Origin of the sequence: Sphingorhabdus sp. (assembly GCF_041737645.1) — a bacterium.
Lineage (GTDB): Bacteria > Pseudomonadota > Alphaproteobacteria > Sphingomonadales > Sphingomonadaceae > Sphingorhabdus_B.
The window spans coordinates 14,472-31,606 of the sequence record NZ_JBGSRI010000073.1; the positions used below are offsets into that span (position 1 = coordinate 14,472).

The following is a 17,135-nucleotide window of genomic DNA, read 5'->3' on the forward strand; positions in this document are numbered from 1 at the left end:
TCGCGCAGTAGCGGTTATGGTCGACAGCATTACTCACAAGCCACACGAACTCGCACGACGCGGTCTCCTTTTCGTGCTTTCTTCCCCTTCAGGCGCAGGAAAATCGACGCTTTCGCGTATGTTGCTGGAGGCGGACGAGAAAATTGCGCTCTCGGTTTCTTACACAACGCGACCGCCGCGGCCGGGCGAAGTAGATGGTGTGCATTATCATTTCACCGACGTGCCGACCTTCAAACAAATGGCGGCAGACGGCGAGTTTCTTGAATGGGCACATGTGTTCGGCCATCGCTACGGCACACCAAAGGCTCCGGTCGAAGAAAAGTTGGCGGCCGGTTGTGACGTGTTATTCGACATAGATTGGCAAGGCGCGCAGCAACTTTATCAGGAAGCCGGACCAGACGTCGTTCGTGTATTCATCTTGCCTCCCTCCATCGAGGAACTGGAACGCCGACTACATACGCGGGCGCAAGACAGCGACGCAGTTATCGCCGATCGTATGGGCCGCGCAAAATCGGAAATCGGGCACTGGGATGGTTACGACTATGTCCTGATAAATGACAATGTGCAGGCCTGCTTTGATAAAATCCGTCAGATCCTTGCAGCCGAACGCATGAAGCGGCGTCGGCAAAAGGGATTGATCGGTTTTGTGCGGGATTTGGCTGCGACTTGAGACTTACGCCAGCGCCGCGAGCAGCAGCGTTAGTCCGCCCAGCCCCAGCGACAAGTGCCAGCGCAACTTCATCCAGCCGTCGGGCAAGTTGCATTTTCCCATCAACCATCGGTCAACCAATGGCGAAGCCATAAGGAACAGCCCGATCCATGCTAGCGACGGCCCCGGCCAGTCCCATCCCCATATCCACGGCAAATAGCTGGCAAAGGCAATCAGGCTGGGAGCAATCGCCCAAGCGAATACCGGCGCGGCTTCGACATCTTCCTTGCGCGCAATAACGCCGAAGCCCCACCAGATTCCGCCAAGGAAACTGAAAATGAAGGCGGCATAGCCATAAGCGGCGGCAAGACCTGTCCATTGGTACTCGCTACCCGTCAATACGAGTGCAGCAGCGATAATCTGCGGAAGAAGGCCAGCATAGCCCACGGCCAATGCAGCTTTTGGCAGTTTTGGAGACGAGGTTGTGAGGATCAGGGTCATCTGTGGCCCCTACTCCACAGCAACCTTAGAAACGACCTAGGTTTTCACCTATGTCGATGTTCCAAGCAAATCGAGGAAACGAACCGCCTCCAGAAATTCGCCTTCGCGATCATAGCGGTTTTTCTGAGCCCAATGATCTGCGCCCCACAATTCTTCCTGCCACAATTCATCAAGGCAGGAAGCATTCCAGATGTCTTGGGCGGAACCTGCATGTTCAACAACCGCCAGCGTTGCGATAAGCGAGCCTGACAGGTGCGCGAGTTTCGCCATGGCGGCTAACTCGAACGTCCCCCGTGCTTTCACCGCCGCGCGCAGCTTTTCGAGTGTAAGTTCTGGCTGCGGCTTGTGCATGATGCCTTCGACGATGACAAAGCTGACATCATAACGCGCCCTTGCCCAATCCAGCCACGGATCCCAAATCTCTGCCTGCCTCTCGGCCAACGCCTCGCCCTCCGCTGCGCGGTAACAGAACAAGTCAGTCTCGCCATAGGCGGCAATCGCGGTGGCAAAATCGTCCCGGTCTACGCCAACGCGGTCGATTGCGGCATTGGCAAAGCCAGTCATCGGCATCAGCATAGGGTCGACCGTTTTTTCAACTGAATCCCATTCGGCCACAACGGCGTCCGCCAGCAACTTCGTCGGCAGTGCCAGTTCATTCCGCGTGGGCGTCTTTACCGGACGCCCATCCAGCCGGACAGCATAGCCAAAGGTACTTTGCTCTAACGAAACAACTCTCCAGAATCGCCTCATTGCGTGGGCGTGCTCTTCCATCGTTTCGCGAGGAAAACCGGTACCAGAAGGAAATCCAGCATCCCGACGAGAAACAACACATATCCAGCCGCCTTGGGCAGTCCGAAGGCTTCACGCGCAATGACAGCCAATCCGATCACCAGCATGATCGCGCCGGTAATCCGGCAAATATTGATCACCAGAAAGCGATATTGCGCCTTTGTTTCCTCTTCGGGTGTCATTTGAAATCTCCCAGTAAGGCTTCGAGTTCGTCCATGCTTTCGGCTATGGCATTCGCTCCTGCTTCACGCAATTCTTCCACCCTGTGATAACCCCAATTGACGCCGATTGTGCGTGTTCCTGCGGCACGGCCCATATGGATATCGTAGACCGTATCACCGATGACCACGGCATTCGCGGCTTCTGTCCCCGCGTCAGCCAGCGCCTGATAAACCATCGCCGGATGCGGCTTGGAGGGGTGACGGTCCGCAGTTTGCAGGGTTACGAACAGCCCTTTGAGGCCATGGTGATCAAGGCAGCGTTCGAGCCCGCGGTCCGATTTGCCGGTCGCAACGCCCAGCAACCATCCGCTTTCATCCATCTTCGACAATAACGCCGCGATGCCATCGTACAATGGCTCATGCTCCAACCCGTTATTGCGCAAAATCAGATAGGACGCCTTGTATCTCTCGGCCATTTCGCGATGCAGATCTTCCTCCGCCTTCGGCAATAAAACCCGCATTGCTTCGACAAGCGAAAGACCGACAATCCGCCGTGTTGCATGGCGCGACGGCGGGGTCATTCCCGCCTCATCAAAGGCATGCTCCATGGCGAGACAGATATTGGCCTGACTGTCGACCAGCGTCCCGTCACAATCGAAAATGGCGAGCTTTGCCGTCACCTTCGCCTCACTTCTTCGCCACCGGCTTTTTGCCCACCACCTTTTTGATGACCGGTTTTTTGGCGGCAATTTTTTTGCCTGTCGCCATCTGGCTGCGCTTATTGTCCTTGGGCTTGTCCGTTACTGTGCCCCGCGAACGGCGCTCGCCCTTACGTTCCTTGCGCGCGGATTTGGCTATATTGGCGGCCACGCGCTTCTTGCCTTCAGCTGTTTCGCTGAATTTTGGCGCATCGAGCACCAATGCATCACCAAGTTCGATTTCAAAGCCGAGGTCGGCAAAGCTGTCCTTCATGTGCGGAGGCAAATCTGCGCGCACATCAATCTGGTGCCCTTGAGGATGGTCGATGCGAATCCGCCGAGCGTGCAAATGCATCTTGCGGCTGATTGTGCCCGTCAGGAATGCATCTTTGCCGCCATATTTGCCGTCTCCGACAATTGGATGTCCGATAGCAGCCATATGCACGCGCAACTGGTGCGTCCGGCCAGTATAAGGTTGCAGTTCCACCCAAGCGCAAGCATTCCCGGCGCGTTCGACAATGCGATAGCGGGTGCGCGCTGACTGGCCGTCCTTTTCGTCGACATACATTTTCTCGCCACCGCTGCCGGGCTGTTTTCCGATCGGCAGGTCGATAAAGCCATCCGCGATATCCGGCACACCGACGACGAGGGCCCAGTAAACCTTGCGCGCCGTGCGTGATGAAAAAGCTTTGGCAAAATGCCCGGCTGACCGCGACGTCCGCGCCAACAGCAACGCGCCCGATGTGTCCTTATCCAGCCGGTGGACCAGCTTGGGCCGATTATCCAGTTCGAAACAAAGCGCGTCCAGCAAGCCGTCGACATGGTTCTCCGTCTTAGTCCCACCTTGCGTCGCCAACCCCGCGGGCTTGTTAATGACCAATGCCGCATCATCCTTGTGGATTACCATAGCGAGCGCAAATTCAATTTCGTCGTCGGTCAAATCGCGTCGTTTGCGTGCGGGTCGGGCACTCGTTGCTGCTGATGTATCAGCCGGCGGCACGCGGATCGCCTGCCCCGCCAACAGTCGGTCACCCGGCGTTGCGCGCTTACCATCCACCCGCAACTGCCCGGTGCGTGACCAGCGTGAGACAATATTGAACGTCGCATCGGGCAAATGCCGTTTGAACCAGCGATCGAGCCTTATCCCGTCATCATCGGGTTGCACGACAAATTGCCGTATCCCTTTTTCGTCGCTTTTGCTCATGCCCAAATCGCCTTTGCTGCCGTTATTCCGGCAAATAATGCCCCTAAGGCGAGAAGTACCGAAGCCAGCGCATATCCCGCCGCAAGCCCCGTTTGCCCCCGCTCGATCATCTGCGCCATTTCCAAGCTGAAGGCGCTGAATGTTGTAAACCCGCCGAGGACGCCAACACCCACAAATAAACGCAACGGTTCCGCAGAGTTATCGCCGCGCAAAATCCATGCCGCCAGCACCCCCATGGCCAGCCCACCCAAAACATTCGCTGCAAAAGTAGGCCACGGCCAGCCCTGTCCTGTATAAGGCACCGCTTGCGACAATCCAAAGCGAAGCCCCGCCCCGATCGCGCCGCCCGTCATGACTAAAAGGATGGAATTCATCGCGCTGCCTTAGCGGGCCAAGCTTGATTTGGGAAGCGGCACGGTGGGCGACGTCCCGATAACCCGTTGCACCAGGCAAAAAAATAGGGCGGCACCTCTGCCGCCCCAGGCGCTTCGGTCTGAAAAACTATTTACCGGCCATTGTTGGCCACAATGTCGACGCTGGTGCCGCCACCTGCTTTTGCATTGAAAGTGATGAAATAGGCGCCGCCATCATTATCGCGGGTGCCGCCAAGAACATGTTCGCCCGCAAGTATCTGGTGTTCAGCGTTAAAGCCCGATTTGCGCGCACGCGTATAATAATAATCAACGACATTCTGCATCGCTGCAGATGTCGTGAAGGTAACCACACGGATATCGCAAATCCCGCCGTCAACGCCACCTGCCTCTTTCACATTGCCGCGCGGATAAACCGGGAATTCGGCGGGCATACGGTTAGCCCAGCCTGCGCCATATTGTAGTTTTGCGTCGCAAGTGCCTTTGCCCCGCGTGACGCCCTGATCGGCAGCAAGTCCGCCGAGCGTCGCAGCGCGGCGTTCCCCGCAATTGGTGCAATTTTCAGCGGCGACGACTGTCGCTTTAGGCGCGCGCATCAACTTTGCGCCGTCCAAGGCTTCAATCGACGCATCGCCATCGTACCCGCCATCGGCAGGCGTAGCTCCCGCCAATGGCTTGGTTGCCGCTTTCAAACTATTTTTGTTGGCATTGCCGGTCAGGTCGGGATCGACCAGGATCCGGTCATTCAACGCGGCATTGACTTCAGGATCGCTGCCCTTGCCAACCAACTTGTTATCAAGGTCAGCAACCGCAGCCTCATCCGCACCCTGACTACCGCAAGCGGCCAGAGGCAACGCCAGCGCAAGCCCAATCAAGATTGGAAAGGTAAGGCGGGGAATGAATCGCATCAAACTCGTTCCTGTATACTTCATGAACAGATGCTGCGTCCGATATTTGCCAAAAGCTAGCCCTAAAGGTGGTTAACAACCGCGGCGAGTCGCATTTACCCTGCGTGTAAAGCACAAATGTACCAGCTCGGGACATAAAGGGTGCGCAGGTAAATGATTGAATATCGACACGTCGCCGCAACCATAACTAAAAGTGCGAGCGACACTTTAGCAAAATATTCAACCTCCCCCACTACCTTCGCACGCATGGCATGGCACCCCGGACCCAAAAACCACTTATCTTACGAACGCAGCGCACGGACGGATATTCGGGCTTGGGCTATGTTTATTGTCGGTGCGGTCTTTGTATTTGCTGCGTTGAGCATCGACCCGCAGGACAATTGCAATGAAGCGGGCGAATGTGCGCCTTGGCTGGTGCCAATTGCCTTTGTTATGGGCGCGGTCGTCGGGATAGGCGGTCTCGCACAATTGATCGTCAATCCCAGGCGCGGCAGCCGGATCGACCCGGAAACCGGCGCGCTGCTGTGGTGGCAAAATCGCGTTCGGACCGCGAGTGGCGACGAAGGAATGATTGACCCGCAATATATCGGGTCAATCCGCATCGTAAAACAAAGCGAAGGCAGCGACGAGGTGCACCTATATGATCGAAGCGGTGTGCGGCAATTTTACTTTGATGAAGAAGTCATCCCAACAGATCAGGAAGGCTGGATCAAGGTCGTAACCGAAAAATGGCCGCACATAAGAGTGGAGATTGTTCCGTAAACAGGCAGCGAAATGCTGCGCCACCGATGCGGCCTATTTCACCAGACCACGGTAACTTATCGTGCGAGTTGCTCCTGCGGCAATTGCGTCGGGGAATATCCAGCGGACATGGGTGACGTCTTGCTCGGTGGCGGCGCGTTCCACCTCGGCTGTGCCGGCGGCGTCCTTGGTTTTTACTTTCAAGGTGGCAAGCTTGCCCCATATCGTGCCGCCGTCAACGGAGACTTCGGCCCAATCTTCGGCCACTGAAGTGAATTGCACGGCATCGGGCATAGGGTTAGTGGCGCGAAATCCTGCAGCTGGCTCCGCACCGGTGTTCACAACTTGCAGCGTGAAGACAACTCTGTCACCCGGCACAACCGAAACCGCGCCCGGAGCATAAAGCTTCGTTGTTTCTTTACCATTTGAACCGGTTTCGACGCGCTCGATCTTTACATCGCTGGTTAGGGTAACCGGCGAACGCGCGGACGACTGGGCCATTGCAGATGGGATCGATATCGCGAAAGCCGACGACAGGATAGCCAAGGGAGCCAAATGGAAAGCGGCTTTAAACATTCTCTTTTTCATTACATTCCTTCCATATTCGAATGAGTGTCAACCGGGTCCGGGCAATACTATCGCGGGACGATGGTCAATGGGTAGCAAAATCTGCACATCTGTTGGATAATTAGGGCCAAGACCATGAACAATCCAACGCCCGATATTATAATTGATTTGCTAGATATGGCTGGAGATCTGCGTATTCGCGTCGTTCCCGGTGCGAAAGTCGAACGCGTCGCTGTCGAAAATTCGGTACTAAAAATATGGGTTCGAACTGCGCCCGAAGACGGCAAGGCGAACAAGGCCGTGGTCGCGTTGTTAGCCCGCATATTATCGCTGCCCACTGGCAATATCCAGATCGTTAAAGGACACACCAGCCGCGACAAGCGCGTTCAGCTAACCTTGAAATAGGTAAAACAGCACCGGAAACCGCCATTTATTAGCGTTATGGTAACCAACGCTGTTTAAGGTGTATTTCTTATGAACCGGTTCCTTTTACCTTTGCCTGATGTGGATTGACGATGGCGGTCGCTAAACTTTTTCGGAACTTCCCTGGCGTCGGCTCTTCCGATACCCCAGGATACGGCTCGGTAGCTGTTATTACGCAGGCCGACGCGAGCCGCCGCCTTGAAGTACTAGACGATTTTGAACATGCAGGAATCGGCTGGCTGTGGGCGACCGATGCCGAGGCACGGTTAATTTATATATCTGAAAATGCAGCTGAAAAACTGAATCGTCCGATTGAGGATTTGTTAGCGCAGTCTTTGACGACATTATTTGAAACCGATGCCGAAAATCAGGGTGATCGATCAGATCGGCCGTTGAATTTCCAGATAACGGCGCGCAACAAGATTATCGACCAGACGGTCCGCTTTGCCCTCAACCCCTCGCATGGGGATGGGCGTCAAACCTGGTGGTCAATTTCCGGCCACCCCAAGTTCGACAAATCCGGAAGTTTTCAGGGCTATCGTGGCAGCGCGAAAGATATCACGGTGGAATATGAACGTAAGCTCGTCGATTCCCGTCTGGCTGAATTTGACTCGCTGACCGGCCTTGCGAACCGCCACCGTATGGACAAGAAGCTCGATAGCATATTGTCCGCCTATAAATCTGCAAAGCGCAGCTGCACGCTCATCATGCTTGATCTCGACCGGTTCAAGCATGTCAACGATACGCTGGGCCATCCGGCAGGTGACGATTTGCTGTGCCAGGTCGCACGTAGGTTGGAACGGGTTGTAGGCGCACGCGGCGAGATTGGCCGTCTGGGCGGTGACGAGTTCCAGATTATCCTTCCCGACCTTGATGACCGCGGCAAGCTGGGCGAAATGGCGAACAAGATCATTCAGATCGTATCGCAACCCTATAACATCGAGGACAAGCGCGCGACCATCGGTACCTCGATCGGCATAGCGATTTCGCCCTATGACGGTATCGGCAAGCTCGACCTGATCCACAATGCCGACCTTGCGCTTTACGCCGCAAAAAATGGCGGACGTGGCCAGTTCCGTTTCTACTCGGTCGACCTGAAGGACGAGGCGGAGGAACGGCGCTTACTCGAAGAAGGTCTGCGCGACGCGCTCGCCAATGATATGCTGGAATTGCATTACCAGCCCGTCGTGCGAACCGAAGACAATATGGTTGTGACGTTTGAGGCGCTGATGCGCTGGGAACATCCCGAACGCGGCACCATTGGCCCCGACGTGTTCGTGCCGATTGCCGAGGAATCCGACCTGATTAACCAGATCGGCGCTTGGGCGCTGAACAAAGCTTGCAAAGACGCAATGGCTTGGCCCAAATCGGTGCGCGTTGCAGTCAATGTTTCGGCGGCACAGTTCGCGCATTCGGACCTGATCGACATCGTCACCCACGCCCTAGAGTCCGCCGGCCTTGAACCCAATCGCCTCGAACTCGAACTGACCGAAAGCGTGTTCATGGGCGATGGCGAAACCATCGACGACATATTCCGCGCGTTGAAAGAACTGGGCGTCCGACTTGCTCTCGATGATTTCGGTACGGGCTATTCCTCACTCAGCTATTTGCGCTCTGCCCCGTTTGACAAGATCAAGGTCGACCGCACTTTTGTCGACAGCTGCACCCAAAAAGACCAGAACAGCGCAAAGATCATCGCCGCCATCATCGGCCTGTCCGACGCGTTGGGCATGGAAACCACCGTGGAGGGCGTCGAAGCCTTTGACCAGCTGGAAGTCGTCAAATCCAAAGGCGCGCGCTTCATTCAAGGGTGGATCTATTCCAAGGCGTTGACGCAGGAAACCGTCATTCACCAGCTAAAATGCGGCGACCTCAGGATCGAACCCGACGGCCCCGAACGCCATCGTCCCGAACGCCGGTCGGTGTTCCGCCGTATCGGCGTGATCCACGATGACCACCGCTATGACGCGTTGATGCGGAATCTGTCGAAAACCGGGGCGTTGATCGACGGCCTGCTCGGCGTACCCGAAGGCACAGGCCTTGTGCTCGATCTGGGTGGTGGACAGCTTGTGGTAAGTATCGTGACACGGGCGCAAGATGCATTGATCGCGGTCGAATTCGAAACCCCGTTGGTCAGCGACGGCGCCGGCGGCCTATGCACCCGCCACCGCATATCCCCTTATGTACTGGCCGCCGCCGCAACCCCCGCCGCGGCCCAATCCAAACCGGTATTCATGCAGGTCGCGGCTTTATCCAGCCAAAGCGCCATGGATTTTCAGGACTGAGCTATACCCCCCTCCTTTAGGGTCAGAGTAAAATAAGGGCGTGCCTACATGGGTTCGTCCCTACAAACTTTGCACCCAGCGACCAAAGCTGCCAAGACAACGCGCAAATCAAAAGGACATGCTATGATCCCCTTCGTCACACTTACTGACACACGCGGCCAGAAAATCTCGGTCAATCCCGAAATAGTCCAATTCATCCGTACAGCCGACAATACCCATGACGAATGCCTGATCGTATTCGGCAAAGACCAGCTGCTCCGCGTACGCGGAACATTGGAGGAAGTGACGGAGGTTTTGCGCGAGGGGTGACCGTTAAAGACGGTTCATACAGCTCCCTGGACCAAACGCCCCTTCCCTTTCTTCTCCCTTCACGCTAAGGCGCGCGCAGCAATCGAATCTCCCGCTTTTACGCTGGTTTGGCTGCCCGCTGACTACAGTTTTGTAACCTTCGGCACATGATTGTCGAAGGGAGCGGGAGAAGCCGTTCCCCCATCCAGCAAAAAGCCCAACATCAACGGGGTACATACCAATGACCGCAATCGGATTAGACAGCCTGCAAACCCGCACCACCTTGACTGCTGGTGGCAAGACGGTGGATTATTTCTCGCTTCGCAAAGTGGCGGAGAAGTTGGGGGATGTTTCGCGGTTGCCGTTTTCGATGAAGGTATTGCTGGAAAATCTGCTGCGCTTTGAAGATGGTGGTTTTACGGTTTCGGTGGACGATGTGCAGGCGCTGATCGACTGGCAGGCTGACCCCAAGTCGACCCGCGAAATCCAGTACCGCCCAGCCCGTGTGCTGCTGCAGGATTTCACCGGCGTACCTTGCGTGGTCGACCTTGCCGCGATGCGTGATGCGATGAACAAACTGGGCGGCGACGCGCAGAAGATCAATCCGCTGGTTCCGGTGCATCTGGTTATCGACCACTCGGTCATGGTCGACGAATTCGGTCACCCCAAGGCTGCTGAACAAAATGTGGAGATTGAATATCAGCGGAATGCGGAGCGTTACGACTTCCTGAAATGGGGATCGAAGTCGCTCAACAATTTCAAGGCGGTTCCTCCCGGAACAGGCATCTGCCATCAGGTCAATCTGGAACATATCGCACAGGCCGTATGGACCAGCACCACCGATGACGGCACCACAATCGCTTACCCGGACACCTGCGTCGGAACCGACAGCCACACGACCATGATCAACGGTCTTGGCGTGCTCGGCTGGGGCGTCGGCGGGATCGAGGCAGAGGCAGCGATGCTTGGGCAGCCGGTATCGATGCTCATACCCGAAGTTGTCGGGTTCAAGCTGACCGGCGCATTGGCCGAAGGCGTGACCGCGACCGATCTGGTGCTCACTGCGACACAGATGCTGCGCGCAAAGGGTGTCGTAGGCCGCTTTGTCGAATATTATGGTCCGGGTCTCGCTTCGCTCAGCCTTGCAGACCGCGCGACGCTGGCCAATATGGCGCCCGAATATGGCGCAACCTGTGGCTTCTTCGGTATTGATGAAAAGACGCTCGATTATCTGCGCCTGACGGGCCGCGATGAGGACCAGATTGCGCTGGTCGAGGCTTATGCCAAGGAACAGGGCCTGTGGGCCTTTGCTGACATGGCCGACCCGGTATTCACCGATACGCTGTCACTTGACATGGCGACCGTAGTGCCATCGCTGGCAGGCCCCAAGCGGCCGCAGGACAAGGTAATCCTGACGGAAGTCGACGATGTATTCAACGCCGACCTCACCAATGTGTACAAGCATGACGGCGCCAAGCGCGTTGCTGTTGAAGGCAAGACTCACGATATTGGCGACGGCGATGTCGTGATTGCCGCCATTACCTCTTGCACCAATACCTCCAACCCGTCGGTGCTTGTTGCTGCGGGACTGGTCGCACGCAAGGCCAATGCGTATGGTTTACGTCCAAAGCCATGGGTGAAGACTTCGCTCGCGCCCGGGTCGCAGGTTGTTACCGATTATCTTGACCGTGCGGGTCTGACGACAGATCTGGATGCGATCGGTTTCAACCTGGTGGGTTATGGCTGCACCACCTGCATCGGTAACTCCGGTCCATTGGCCGAGCCGATTTCGGCAGCGATCAACGGTAACGATATTGTTGCCGCGTCGGTCATTTCGGGTAACCGCAATTTTGAAGGCCGCGTGTCACCCGATGTGCGCGCCAACTTCCTTGCTTCGCCACCACTGGTGGTTGCGTATGCGCTCAAGGGCACGGTGACCGAAGATTTCACCACCACGCCTATCGGTCAAGCGACCGACGGTACCGACGTGTTCCTGCGCGATATCTGGCCAACAAACCAGGAAGTGCACGACGTCATGACCGCCAATATCGACCGCTCGATGTTCACCGCGCGTTATGCCACGGTTTATGAAGGCGACGCGCACTGGCAGAAAATCCAGGTCGAAGGATCGGACACCTACCAGTGGCGCGCCGGTTCCACTTATGTCGCCAACCCGCCTTATTTCGAGGGCATGAGCATGACGCCCGCACCGGTGACCGACATCATCGAGGCAAAGCCGCTGGCGATCCTTGGCGATTCCATCACCACCGACCACATCTCGCCTGCCGGTTCGATCAAGGCAGACTCGCCCGCAGGCAAGTTCCTGATGGAGCATCAGGTCAGCAAGGCAGACTTCAACAGCTACGGCGCACGCCGCGGCCACCACGAGGTCATGATGCGCGGTACCTTTGCCAATATCCGCATCAAGAACGAAATGGTCCCCGGCATCGAAGGTGGCATGTCCAGCTATGCCGGCGAAGTCATGCCGATCTACGACGCGGCCATGCGCCACAAGGCCGACGGCACAGCGCTCGTCGTGATTGCGGGCAAGGAATATGGCACCGGCTCGAGCCGTGACTGGGCAGCAAAAGGCACGAATTTGCTAGGGGTTCGGGCGGTCATCGTCGAAAGCTTCGAACGCATCCACCGTTCAAATCTGGTCGGCATGGGCGTCCTGCCGCTGCAATTCATCGAAGGCGAAAATCGCCAGACTTTGGACCTGACCGCCGACGACAGCTTCACCATCACCAACGTCGCGATGCTTCAGCCACGTCAGTCGGTAACGGTAAAAGTCACCCGCAAGGATGGTACCACGTTCAACTTCGACACACTCTGCCGCATCGATACCGCGAACGAAGTCGAATATTTTATGAACGGCGGCATCCTGCACTACGTGCTGAGGAAGCTGGCGGCTTAAACCGCCTATTACACTCTGGCTAAGATCGACAGCGCCGCCTTCAAATGCGGCGCGTCGATCATTTTACCGTCGAGTTGCAGAACACCAGCGCCGGGGTTCGCGGCAAAGGCTTCGACTACCGAGCGAGCGTGAGCTAACTGCTCTGGCGACGGCGTAAATCCTGCGTTGATGGTGGCCACCTGCGACGGGTGGATTGCCAGCATGCCGGTGAAACCGTCGCGCGCAGCCCGAGCGACATACGCCGCTAAAGCCGCCTCGTCGCTGATGTTCGGAAACACGGTGTCAATCGCGGCAACCCCTGCAGCGTGCGCCGCGAACAAGGTCAGCGAACGAACCAACTCATATGGCGCGGTATAGCTACCATCCGCCTCACGCGAGGTCGCAGCTCCAACTGCTGCGGGCAAATCTTCGGCACCCCAACTGACACCGGCCAACCAAGGCGCAACTTCACGCAAACTGCCCAGATCAAAAACTGCACCGGGCGTTTCGGTAGCTATGGGCAAAATAGGCGGTGCTTCGCCATCTGGGTTATCCGCAACCGCTGCTGCTTCGGCGCGCAACCAATTCACCGAGCGTGCACCTTCCGCCTTTGGCAGAACGATACCATCGGGCAGGAACGGCAGCACCGAGGCCAGATCGTCATGCGTCAAATGGCTGTCTTGCGGATTGACGCGGACGAATGCCGGCACCGGCCGGTCACCCGACAGATACTCCGCCGTCGCCTCTCTCGCCAAAACTTTGTTGTCGAGCGCGACCGAATCTTCAAGATCGATGATGATGGCGTCGGCCCCGCTGGCCGAAGCCTTGGCAAAACGTTCAAACCGGTCACCGGGGACAAAAAGGAGTGAGCGGAGTTTCATGGGTTTGAGCCTTATATGTTTCACCGGTGCGGGCCTTTTCGAAATACGTTTCATCACGTCTTTCGTTTGGCCTGCCGACAAGGTTACGCGCTTTCGCTCCGCTTTAACAGCGCCGCGCGCTCGCAACTGCACGCCACCTCATCGCGTTGGTTGAGGCAGCGGTGGAGGAAGGTCACGACGCCCGCGTCGGGCCGCGATTTACTTTCCTTCAGCGCGATGATTTCGGTTTCAGCGCGGAGCGTGTCGCCGATGAACACGGGCTTGGGCATGACGAGTTTGTCATACCCCAGATTGGCAACCAGCGTGCCCAATGTGGTATCGCCCACCGATAGCCCGACCATTAGGGCAAAGGTGAAAGTGCCGTTGACAAGGATCTGCCCGAACTCGCTCACCTTTGCGGCCTCCACGTCGATGTGTAGCGGTTGCGGGTTGTGGGTCATGACCGAAAACAGCAGATTGTCAGTCTCGGTCACCGTGCGGCGGATTTCGTGGGCGATCTTGTCGCCGATTTGCCATTGGTTGAAATATTTGCCTGCCATCAAATCCTCCCCGGTACGGGGAGGGGGACCGCGACGCGAAGCGGCGTGGTGGAGGGGGCTCTACGCCCCAACCTATGCGCTTGGCCAAGGCCCCCCTCCGTCAGCCCTGTGGGCTGCCACCTCCCCGTCCCGGGGAGGATTTTTGTTTCGCTCATCATTCGTCCACCGCCTCGATCCGAACCCGCAAAGCCTCAACCTGCACCTGCGCGCCAGCCTCGGCATTCAGTTCCGCTACCACCCCGTCAAACGGCGCGGTGAGGCTGTGCTCCATCTTCATCGCTTCGAGCGTGAGGAGTTTCTGGCCCTTGGTGACGGCTTGACCCGCCGTGACGTCGACTGCAATGATACGGCCCGGCATGGGGGAGAGGATGGTGCCAGAGGAGACTCCCCCGCTCCCATTTCCGTAACTGTTATCAAGGGTCACGCCAAAACTTGCACCTTCGTTTGTCACCAAAGCAATATCAGTTCCAAGTGAAGACACGTAGGTTGTGTTCAAAAAATCGTCGGGCGCGACAATCGTGTAACGATTATCCCCCACCCTCATTCGAACGCGATAGTCTTTTTTGGCATTTAGCCTAAATGCCGTGAGGTCCATTCCCCAAAGCTCCTCGCGGTCGTAAATCAGCTGACAAGCAGCCATACGCAGCATAAAATAATCGGGTTCGGTGATGACCGCGAGCTCATCCGCATGGTCAACGATGAATGAGGTGCTGAGCTTCGCTTCCCTGAAACTTGAGTGATTTATCGTACGATAGAGAAATGCCGCGTTAGATTTCACTGGCCACATCGCCGTGCCATCAAGCGAACCTAACAAGCACGAAATTGCCCCTGCTCTATTGTCGTCGTGGGCAATTATTTTCGCAATCATTGGATCATAATATTGGGAAACCATGCATCCCTTTTTGTAGCCAGAGTCGACGCGTACATAGTCCTTCTGGAAGGCACATTTTTGCAATCGTCCTGTGCTGGGAAGAAAACCAGATGCCGGATCTTCCGCATAAAGCCTTACCTCAATTGCGTGCCCGTTTATTTCGATATCGTCTTGGTCTAGCGGCAATGGCTCCCCGCTCGCCACGCGCAGCTGCCATTCGACCAGATCGACGCCTGTAATTTCCTCGGTCACGGGGTGCTCTACCTGCAATCGCGTGTTCATTTCCATGAACCAGATGCGGTCGGCGCGCAGGCCCTCCGACGCGTCGGCGATGAACTCGATCGTGCCTGCGCCAACATAGTCGACCGCCTTGGCCGCCTTCACTGCGACCGCGCAGAGCTGTTCACGCGTCGCTTCGTCCATACCCGGCGCGGGGGCTTCCTCTATAACTTTTTGATGGCGGCGTTGGAGCGAGCAATCGCGTTCGAACAGGTGGACGATGTTGCCGTGGGTGTCGCCGAACACCTGCACCTCGATATGACGGGGGCGCTGGATATATTTTTCGATCAGGACGTGCGCGTTGCCGAACGAAGCAGTCGCCTCACGCTGGCAGGAGGCGAGCGCGTCGGCGAAGTCGGCCGCGCCCTCGACCTTGCGCATCCCCTTGCCGCCGCCGCCTGCGACTGCCTTGATGAGGACGGGATAGCCGATCATGCCAGCTTTTGCGGCCAATAAATCAGGTGATTGATCTTCGCCCATGTAACCGGGGGTGACGGGCACGCCCGCCTCGGCCATTAGCTTCTTGGCGGCGTCCTTCAGCCCCATCGCGGTGATGCTGGCGGGACGCGGCCCCACCCAGATCAGCCCCGCGTCGATCACAGCCTGCGCGAACTCGGCGTTTTCGGACAGGAAGCCATAGCCCGGATGGATCGCTTCCGCTTTGGTGGCCAGCGCGGCGGCGATGATCTTCTCAGCGCAGAGATAGCTCTCCCGCGCACGAGACGCCCCGATATGCACCGCCTCATCCGCCTGCCGCACATGCAGCGCCATTGCATCGGCATCCGAATAAACCGCGACGGTCCGAATGGCCATCGCGCGCGCGGTGCGGATGATTCGGCAAGCGATTTCGCCGCGGTTGGCGATGAGGAGGGATTGGATCATTGGCAGGGAAATTTCTCTTTTATAGGCTGCAAAACCGTCATCAGGGGCGGCTCTTGCCAAATCAAATTAGCTTCTTGAATTTTCTCTGCTATCTCATCTACAAATTTAATTTGTTCGTCGGAAAGTTGTCCACCGGACCCAACCATCAGGATTCCACAGATTTCGTTTTGTTGGGCCAATACGACAAAACCACCAAGCGCCACGGAAGCAAATTCGTCGGCAGCTTTTACCTCAACGTCTGAAGGCTCAATTGGCCAAAATAGGATTCCTTTTATCCAACCTCCACGGCGCACCCGGGTACCCATCCAGTCATGATATTGGATAACTTTCTCAGCGGCGGCAGCTCGTTGTTGAAGGCCAAGCTTACTTTCGAGAGTTGCTGATACGTCTACCCCACTGGTAAACCTGATCCCGAAGTAGGCAAGCACCACCACCACTGCTAGGGCAACCGGTGACCATTTGATGGCATCCCTCGTTAACGGACTCTTGCGAGCTTCTTTCGTCAGAAATGGAATTAGGTTATCTTTGGTATATTGAATAGCAGGCTGCCAAGACGCATCAGCGCTTGCTTCGATGTTATCCAGAGCATTTTCTACTACATCTGATATCGCGGACCAGTCGTCGCCTTTAACCAAAACGGTATCGACATAATCTTTCCGCTTCGAATTGAACTGCTTAACAATCGCTTCGTATTGCTTTTTGGCCGCCTTCCATTCTCTACCCTTACCAAGCGACGCTTCGCTTGCATGGAGTTCCATAATCTTGGCTGCCAATCCGAGCAAATCATCTAAGGTTGCGTAACCCATTCTAAAGCCCCCTCACATCCGGAACACCCCAAAACGAGGCGCCTCCTCGACCGGCGCGTTCAGCGCCGCCGCCAAAGCCAGCCCCAGCACATCGCGGGTCTGCGCGGGATCAATGATCCCGTCATCCCACAGCCGCGCGGTGGCGTGATAGGGGTTGCCTTCGTCTTCATATTTCTGGCGGATCGGGGCCTTGAAGGCTTCGGCTTCCTCTGGCGTCCATTTGTCGGCATCGCGGTGGACTGTTGCCAGCACGCTCGCCGCCTGTTCGCCGCCCATCACGCTGATCCGCGCATTGGGCCAGGTGAACAGGAAGCGTGGGCTATAGGCCCGCCCGCACATGCCGTAATTGCCCGCGCCGAAGCTGCCGCCGATCAGCACGGTTATCTTGGGCACGCT

Annotated in this window: 19 protein-coding genes; 6 read left to right on the forward strand and 13 right to left on the reverse strand. The window is 56.7% G+C overall.

What is annotated here, in order from left to right:
• Positions 1 to 16 precede the first annotated feature (16 nt).
• Positions 17 to 670: a guanylate kinase gene (gene gmk / locus ACEW72_RS14080; protein WP_373477021.1), complete on the forward strand. Its 654-nt coding sequence runs from the start codon at positions 17 to 19 to the stop codon at positions 668 to 670.
• A gap of 3 nt (positions 671 to 673) precedes the next feature.
• On the opposite strand, the gene ACEW72_RS14085 is transcribed toward gmk, so the two are convergent.
• From ACEW72_RS14085 to ACEW72_RS14115, 7 genes are all read right to left on the reverse strand, one after another.
• The gene (locus tag ACEW72_RS14085; RefSeq protein ID WP_373477022.1) at positions 674 to 1,150 is read right to left on the reverse strand and encodes a DUF3429 domain-containing protein; all 477 of its coding nucleotides are present in this window, start codon (positions 1,148 to 1,150) and stop codon (positions 674 to 676) included.
• 48 nt (positions 1,151 to 1,198) lie between these two features.
• Entirely contained in the window at positions 1,199 to 1,900 is a 702-nt protein-coding gene (locus ACEW72_RS14090; RefSeq protein WP_373477023.1) for an ATP12 family chaperone protein, read from the reverse strand.
• A complete protein-coding gene (locus tag ACEW72_RS14095; protein WP_373477024.1) occupies positions 1,897 to 2,121 on the reverse strand; it encodes a hypothetical protein in 225 nt (74 codons plus the stop codon). The genes ACEW72_RS14090 and ACEW72_RS14095 overlap by 4 nt, the downstream gene beginning before the upstream one ends.
• On the reverse strand, positions 2,118 to 2,780 hold the full coding sequence (locus ACEW72_RS14100; RefSeq protein ID WP_373477025.1) for an HAD-IA family hydrolase: 663 nt from the start codon (positions 2,778 to 2,780) through the stop codon (positions 2,118 to 2,120). Before ACEW72_RS14100 ends, ACEW72_RS14095 begins: the two co-directional genes overlap by 4 nt.
• 7 nt (positions 2,781 to 2,787) lie before the next feature.
• Positions 2,788 to 4,002, reverse strand: a complete 1,215-nt coding sequence (locus ACEW72_RS14105) for an RluA family pseudouridine synthase (RefSeq protein WP_373477026.1) — start codon at positions 4,000 to 4,002, stop codon at positions 2,788 to 2,790.
• On the reverse strand, positions 3,999 to 4,376 hold the full coding sequence (locus ACEW72_RS14110; RefSeq protein WP_373477027.1) for a CrcB family protein: 378 nt from the start codon (positions 4,374 to 4,376) through the stop codon (positions 3,999 to 4,001). The genes ACEW72_RS14105 and ACEW72_RS14110 overlap by 4 nt, the downstream gene beginning before the upstream one ends.
• A gap of 131 nt (positions 4,377 to 4,507) precedes the next feature.
• Complete coding sequence (locus ACEW72_RS14115; RefSeq protein ID WP_373477028.1) at positions 4,508 to 5,281, reverse strand: hypothetical protein; 774 nt, start codon at positions 5,279 to 5,281, stop codon at positions 4,508 to 4,510.
• Positions 5,282 to 5,527: 246 nt separating this feature from the next.
• Here ACEW72_RS14115 and ACEW72_RS14120 point away from each other — a divergent pair, with 246 nt between their 5' ends.
• Positions 5,528 to 6,043, forward strand: coding sequence for a hypothetical protein (locus tag ACEW72_RS14120; protein WP_373477029.1), 516 nt, complete (start codon positions 5,528 to 5,530; stop codon positions 6,041 to 6,043).
• Between the two features lie 33 nt (positions 6,044 to 6,076).
• On the opposite strand, the gene ACEW72_RS14125 is transcribed toward ACEW72_RS14120, so the two are convergent.
• The gene (locus ACEW72_RS14125) at positions 6,077 to 6,610 is read right to left on the reverse strand and encodes a hypothetical protein (RefSeq protein ID WP_373477030.1); all 534 of its coding nucleotides are present in this window, start codon (positions 6,608 to 6,610) and stop codon (positions 6,077 to 6,079) included.
• A 114-nt stretch (positions 6,611 to 6,724) separates the two neighbouring features.
• On the opposite strand from ACEW72_RS14125, the gene ACEW72_RS14130 reads away from it, so the two are divergent.
• The 4 genes from ACEW72_RS14130 to acnA all read left to right on the forward strand — a co-directional run bounded on the left by ACEW72_RS14130 (position 6,725) and on the right by acnA (position 12,502).
• Positions 6,725 to 6,994 carry a DUF167 domain-containing protein gene (locus ACEW72_RS14130; protein WP_373477031.1) on the forward strand — a complete coding sequence of 90 codons (270 nt, stop codon included), beginning with the start codon at positions 6,725 to 6,727 and terminating at the stop codon, positions 6,992 to 6,994.
• Between the two features lie 110 nt (positions 6,995 to 7,104).
• A complete protein-coding gene (locus ACEW72_RS14135; protein WP_373477032.1) occupies positions 7,105 to 9,297 on the forward strand; it encodes a putative bifunctional diguanylate cyclase/phosphodiesterase in 2,193 nt (730 codons plus the stop codon).
• 123 nt (positions 9,298 to 9,420) lie between these two features.
• Positions 9,421 to 9,606: a hypothetical protein gene (locus tag ACEW72_RS14140; RefSeq protein WP_373477033.1), complete on the forward strand. Its 186-nt coding sequence runs from the start codon at positions 9,421 to 9,423 to the stop codon at positions 9,604 to 9,606.
• Positions 9,607 to 9,826: 220 nt separating this feature from the next.
• Entirely contained in the window at positions 9,827 to 12,502 is a 2,676-nt protein-coding gene (acnA, locus tag ACEW72_RS14145) for an aconitate hydratase AcnA (protein ID WP_373477034.1), read from the forward strand.
• An 8-nt stretch (positions 12,503 to 12,510) separates the two neighbouring features.
• Here the strand turns inward: acnA and ACEW72_RS14150 are convergent, their stop codons facing one another.
• The 5 genes from ACEW72_RS14150 to ACEW72_RS14170 form a co-directional block, all read right to left on the reverse strand.
• Positions 12,511 to 13,362 carry a CoA ester lyase gene (locus ACEW72_RS14150; protein WP_373477035.1) on the reverse strand — a complete coding sequence of 284 codons (852 nt, stop codon included), beginning with the start codon at positions 13,360 to 13,362 and terminating at the stop codon, positions 12,511 to 12,513.
• Positions 13,363 to 13,445: 83 nt separating this feature from the next.
• Positions 13,446 to 13,901: a MaoC family dehydratase gene (locus ACEW72_RS14155; RefSeq protein WP_373477036.1), complete on the reverse strand. Its 456-nt coding sequence runs from the start codon at positions 13,899 to 13,901 to the stop codon at positions 13,446 to 13,448.
• Positions 13,902 to 14,055: 154 nt separating this feature from the next.
• On the reverse strand, positions 14,056 to 15,933 hold the full coding sequence (locus tag ACEW72_RS14160; protein ID WP_373477037.1) for a biotin carboxylase N-terminal domain-containing protein: 1,878 nt from the start codon (positions 15,931 to 15,933) through the stop codon (positions 14,056 to 14,058).
• Positions 15,930 to 16,739, reverse strand: coding sequence for a hypothetical protein (locus ACEW72_RS14165; protein WP_373477038.1), 810 nt, complete (start codon positions 16,737 to 16,739; stop codon positions 15,930 to 15,932). The genes ACEW72_RS14160 and ACEW72_RS14165 overlap by 4 nt, the downstream gene beginning before the upstream one ends.
• Before the next feature lie 12 nt (positions 16,740 to 16,751).
• Positions 16,752 to 17,135 (reverse strand): carboxyl transferase domain-containing protein (locus ACEW72_RS14170; RefSeq protein WP_373477039.1); only part of this gene is annotated, 384 nt, incomplete at its 5' end.

What these genes read in the sequence shown, in the direction of transcription:
- ACEW72_RS14130 (WP_373477031.1), top strand. Translation starts at nt 6,725, where the DNA reads ATGAACAATCCAACGCCCGATATTATAATTGATTTGCTAGATATGGCT.
- ACEW72_RS14155 (WP_373477036.1), bottom strand. Translation starts at nt 13,901, where the DNA reads ATGGCAGGCAAATATTTCAACCAATGGCAAATCGGCGACAAGATCGCC.
- gmk (WP_373477021.1), top strand. Translation starts at nt 17, where the DNA reads ATGGTCGACAGCATTACTCACAAGCCACACGAACTCGCACGACGCGGT.
- ACEW72_RS14120 (WP_373477029.1), top strand. Translation starts at nt 5,528, where the DNA reads ATGGCATGGCACCCCGGACCCAAAAACCACTTATCTTACGAACGCAGC.
- ACEW72_RS14110 (WP_373477027.1), bottom strand. Translation starts at nt 4,376, where the DNA reads ATGAATTCCATCCTTTTAGTCATGACGGGCGGCGCGATCGGGGCGGGG.
- ACEW72_RS14165 (WP_373477038.1), bottom strand. Translation starts at nt 16,739, where the DNA reads ATGGGTTACGCAACCTTAGATGATTTGCTCGGATTGGCAGCCAAGATT.
- ACEW72_RS14140 (WP_373477033.1), top strand. Translation starts at nt 9,421, where the DNA reads ATGATCCCCTTCGTCACACTTACTGACACACGCGGCCAGAAAATCTCG.
- ACEW72_RS14085 (WP_373477022.1), bottom strand. Translation starts at nt 1,150, where the DNA reads ATGACCCTGATCCTCACAACCTCGTCTCCAAAACTGCCAAAAGCTGCA.
- ACEW72_RS14090 (WP_373477023.1), bottom strand. Translation starts at nt 1,900, where the DNA reads ATGAGGCGATTCTGGAGAGTTGTTTCGTTAGAGCAAAGTACCTTTGGC.
- ACEW72_RS14095 (WP_373477024.1), bottom strand. Translation starts at nt 2,121, where the DNA reads ATGACACCCGAAGAGGAAACAAAGGCGCAATATCGCTTTCTGGTGATC.
- ACEW72_RS14105 (WP_373477026.1), bottom strand. Translation starts at nt 4,002, where the DNA reads ATGAGCAAAAGCGACGAAAAAGGGATACGGCAATTTGTCGTGCAACCC.
- acnA (WP_373477034.1), top strand. Translation starts at nt 9,827, where the DNA reads ATGACCGCAATCGGATTAGACAGCCTGCAAACCCGCACCACCTTGACT.
- ACEW72_RS14160 (WP_373477037.1), bottom strand. Translation starts at nt 15,933, where the DNA reads ATGATCCAATCCCTCCTCATCGCCAACCGCGGCGAAATCGCTTGCCGA.
- ACEW72_RS14135 (WP_373477032.1), top strand. Translation starts at nt 7,105, where the DNA reads ATGGCGGTCGCTAAACTTTTTCGGAACTTCCCTGGCGTCGGCTCTTCC.
- ACEW72_RS14150 (WP_373477035.1), bottom strand. Translation starts at nt 13,362, where the DNA reads ATGAAACTCCGCTCACTCCTTTTTGTCCCCGGTGACCGGTTTGAACGT.
- ACEW72_RS14115 (WP_373477028.1), bottom strand. Translation starts at nt 5,281, where the DNA reads ATGCGATTCATTCCCCGCCTTACCTTTCCAATCTTGATTGGGCTTGCG.
- ACEW72_RS14125 (WP_373477030.1), bottom strand. Translation starts at nt 6,610, where the DNA reads ATGAAAAAGAGAATGTTTAAAGCCGCTTTCCATTTGGCTCCCTTGGCT.